Source organism: Okeania sp. SIO2B9 (genome assembly GCF_010672505.1).
Lineage (GTDB): Bacteria > Cyanobacteriota > Cyanobacteriia > Cyanobacteriales > Microcoleaceae > Okeania > Okeania hirsuta.
Window position 1 is genome coordinate 1 of the sequence record NZ_JAAHGK010000651.1, and the last position, 4,269, is coordinate 4,269.

Consider the following 4,269-nt stretch of genomic DNA (forward strand, 5'->3'; position numbering starts at 1 on the left):
GTAGAACCAGAAGAGAACACAGAAAAATTATTAAATCAGTTACAATCAGGTGAGATTTCTTTGGAGAATGTAGAGTCAATTCTGTTAGGTTTAGATGAGGGAAAATCGCCAGCTAAAACGACAACTCAAAAAAAAATAGATAACTATGAAAATAAATCGGTAAATACGGATAATTATGATGACTTATTATCTGAAGAATTATTGTCTTTGGTAAGCTCAGGAGAAATATCTTTAGAAGCAGCAGAAAATTTATTATTAGAATTAGAAGTAGTCAAACCAGAAGATCATACAGAAAAATTATTAAATCAGTTACAATCAGGTGATATTTCCTTGGAGAATGTAGAATCAATTCTGTTAGGTTTGGATGAGGGAAAATCGCCAGCTAAAACGACAACTCAAAAAAAAATAGATAACTATGAAAATAAATCGGTAAATCCTGATAATTCAGAAGAATTGTTATCATTGTTAAGCTCAGGAAAAATCTCATTAGACGCAGCAGAAAATTTATTATTAGAAGTAGCACCAGAAATTAAAACAGATGTTAGTGAAGGGCTTAACTCTGGTAACAATGATATAGCGAACACAGATATAGCAATTATTGGAATCTCATGTCGATATCCAGGAGCAAATAACTGGCAAGAATTTTGGGAAAATTTAAAGAATGGAGTTGATAGTGTAACAGATCCACCTCCTGGAAGATGGGAAGAAAAGAATTGGTATAATCCAGATCCAGAGAATCCAGGTACTGCCTATTCAAAGTGCGCTGGTTTTTTAGAGGAAATTGATAAATTTGACCCCTTATTTTTTAAAATTTCTCCCGAAGAAGCTCAGTTTGTCGAGCCTCAACAAAGAATATTTTTAGAAGAAGCTTACCATGCTATAGAGGATGCTGGATATGCTACTGATTCTCTCAAAGGTGAAAAGTGTGGAGTATTTGTGGGAGCATCAACAGGTGATTATCTCAAGTTATTGTCAATTGCTGGATTAGAGACTCATCGGTTTGTACTAACAGGAAATATTCTGTCTCTTGTACCAGCAAGAATTGCCTACTTCCTTGACTTGAAAGGGCCAGTAGCAACTATTGATACCTCTTGTTCGTCCTCATTAGTCGCTATTCATCAAGCTTGTGAAAGTATACAGAGAGGGGAAAGCGAAATGGCGATCGCTGGAGGTATTTCTATTTGTGCAACAGCAGACTTCCAAATAGCCTCAAGTCAGTTTCAAATGATATCCCCTGATGGACGTTGTAAAACTTTTGATGCTTCAGCGTCAGGTACAACTTGGAGCGAAGGTTGTGGCGTTATCTTGTTAAAAAGCTATAGTCAAGCAGTTCAAGACAACGATCTTATTTATGGAGTTATCAAAGGAACGGGGGTAAATTATGATGGTAATACTAACGGAATTAGTGCCCCTAGCAGTCAATCTCAAGCTAGTTTAGAAGCAGCAGTTTATCAGAAGTTTGGCATTAATCCAGAAACTATTAGTTATGTAGAAGCTCATGGTACGGCAACACCTCTGGGAGATCCAATAGAAGTAGAAGCTTTAACAGAAGCCTTTTCTAAGTGGACGAAGAAGAAGCATTTTTGTGCGATCGGCTCGGTCAAAAGTAATATTGGCCATGCCTCAACTGCTGCTGGAGTTTCTGGTTTGATCAAGACGATTTTGTGTCTCAAAAACCAAAAATTAGTACCGTCGTTACATTTTGAGCAACCAAACCCACATATTGACTTTGAAAATAGCCCTTTTTATGTTAATACAGAATTAAAAGATTGGGAAGTTTCAGCAGGAGAACCAAGGAAAGCCGCAGTTAGTTCTTTTGGTTTTAGCGGTACTAATGCTCATATTGTTATAGAAGAAGCTCCTAGTGAAGTCAGAAGTCAGAAGTCAAAAGTCAGAAGTGAAGAATATTTAGAACGTTCTCTGCATTTGTTAACTTTATCGGCGAAAACAGAAAATTCTCTAAAAGATTTAGTCAGTAGTTATCAAAGTTATTTAGAAACTAATGTAGAGACGTTTCGCGAAACCTCCCTACATGATATATGTTATACAGCTGCTACAGGTAGAACCCATTTTAATCATCGACTAGGAGCGATCGCATCCGAACCTCAAGAATTAATAGAGAAACTGCTAGAGTGGAAAACTCAGTCAGAATTAGTAGGAGTATTTTCAGGCGAGACAAATAAGCAAAGTCAGAAAATAGCATTCCTATTTACAGGTCAAGGCTCCCAGTATACAAATATGGGAAGGCAACTGTATGAACAAGCACCGACTTTCCGTCAAGGTTTAGACGAATGCGACCAAATTTTACAACCCTATCTGGAAGTACCTCTATTAGAAGTTATTTATCCTCAAGATACACAACAGTCAACTGCCGATTTATTAGATCAAACAGCTTATACACAACCAGCACTATTTGCCATAGAATATGCTCTCTTTAAATTATGGCAATCATGGGGAGTGAAACCAGATGTAGTAATGGGGCATAGTGTAGGAGAATATGTAGCAGCAACAGTAGCAGGAGTATTAAGTCTGGAAGATGGTCTAAAATTAATAGCTATGCGGGGTAAGTTGATGCAACAGTTACCCTCTGGTGGTGAGATGGTATCGGTAATGGCATCAGAATCTCAGGTAATGGAAGCTATCAAAGAATATAGTTCCCAAGTAACAATAGCAGCAGTTAACGGACCGAAAAGTATAGTAATTTCCGGAGAGGGTGGAGCGATCGCTAAGATTTGTAGTGAATTGGAAGCAGCGAAAGTGAAGACTAAAAAACTACAAGTATCCCATGCTTTCCATTCCCCATTGATGGAACCAATGTTAACAGAATTTGCAGCAGTAGCCAAAGAAATTACCTATAATAAACCGCAAATACCAATAATATCAAATGTCACTGGTACTGAAGTAGGTACAGAAATAACTACTGCTCAATATTGGGTAGATCATGTTCTGCAACCAGTAAAATTTGCCCAGAGTATGAAAACTCTAGAAGAGCAAGGATATCAAACCTTCCTGGAAATCGGACCAAAACCAATATTGTTGGGCATGGGCAGACGATGTGTAACAGAAGATGTAGGAGAATGGTTGCCATCATTGCGTCCGGGAGTAGATGAATGGGAACAAATACTATCAAGTCTGGGACAATTGTATGTCAAAGGAGTAAAAATAGATTGGTTAGGATTTGACTCAGACTATAGTCGTCAGAAAGTGGCATTGCCGACTTATCCATTCCAACGAGAAAGATGTTGGATAGAAACCAACAACAAGTTCAACTTCTCGCCTCAACAACAGTTTTCCAAAGGCCAAAACTTCCATCCACTACTAGGTCAAAAGCTAAATTGTGCCAGCGAACAACAAATATTTGCATCACAAATAGGGGAAAATTCACCCAACTATTTGAGTTACTATCGAATATTTGATCGAGCATTATTTCCGGCAACAGGCTACCTAGAAATAGCAATGGCAGCAGGAAATCGCCAATTAAAAACACCCCAAATAGTAATAGAAGATTTAAGCATCAGTAAGGGATGGACACTACCACCAGGAGAATTAACAAATGCCCAAACCATTCTGACTCCACTAGACAATCAAAGCTACCAATTCCAAATATTTTCTCAACAACAAAATCAAGAGGAACAGAAATGGAAACTCCATGCTACAGGAAAAATCCGAACTGCTCAAACAGATACCTGTACCGAGTGCGGCCGCAGTTCACCGCGGAGCGTATACGTCGACCCCTACCGAATTCCCCCTGCCTTCCGAGCCTTCCGCCGGCACTTCGGGCAATCCAGGGAATCCGGGCCGGCTGAATGACCCAATCGGTCGGCGGGTGGTTGTGGGGTTCTGCAGGGGCCCTACGATGGGAGCTTCGGACGTGTCGGAGGGGACGAAAAGGTCATGACCTGACCAGCTTTCGTCCGACGGTGCATGAGCCAGCGGAGACTCCGCGGCGGCTCAGGAGGAGCCGGACACTGACGAACCCGAGGGACCTGATCCGGGTCTGTTCGTTCGAGGGGGGTCGAGGGACGTCGACACGCCACGTCGTCCCTCAAGGAGCTGTTCGGTGCAAAGACTATCTGCCCTCTGCTGTCTTGCTCTCATGACGTCACTCGCCCCCGCCGGCGAACCCACGCCGCTCGGCGCGGGCCTCAACGGTGTGCGCGACTACGCCCGCGGTCGGCCCTTCGTCGATCTGGTGAAGTCGGCCCCGTTCTTCGGCAAGGTCAACACGCCCTGGGAGCCGCTGGCCAACGTCAACAGCGCCGGCTGGCC

The 4,269-nt window shown here is 41.8% G+C and carries 1 protein-coding gene; it reads left to right on the forward strand.

The genetic code is table 11. From position 1 onward, the window contains the following. A partial coding sequence (locus F6K13_RS20885) for a type I polyketide synthase (RefSeq protein ID WP_353735693.1) occupies positions 1-3,810 on the forward strand: 3,810 nt, incomplete at its 5' end. Between the last annotated feature and the right edge of the window lie 459 nt (positions 3,811-4,269).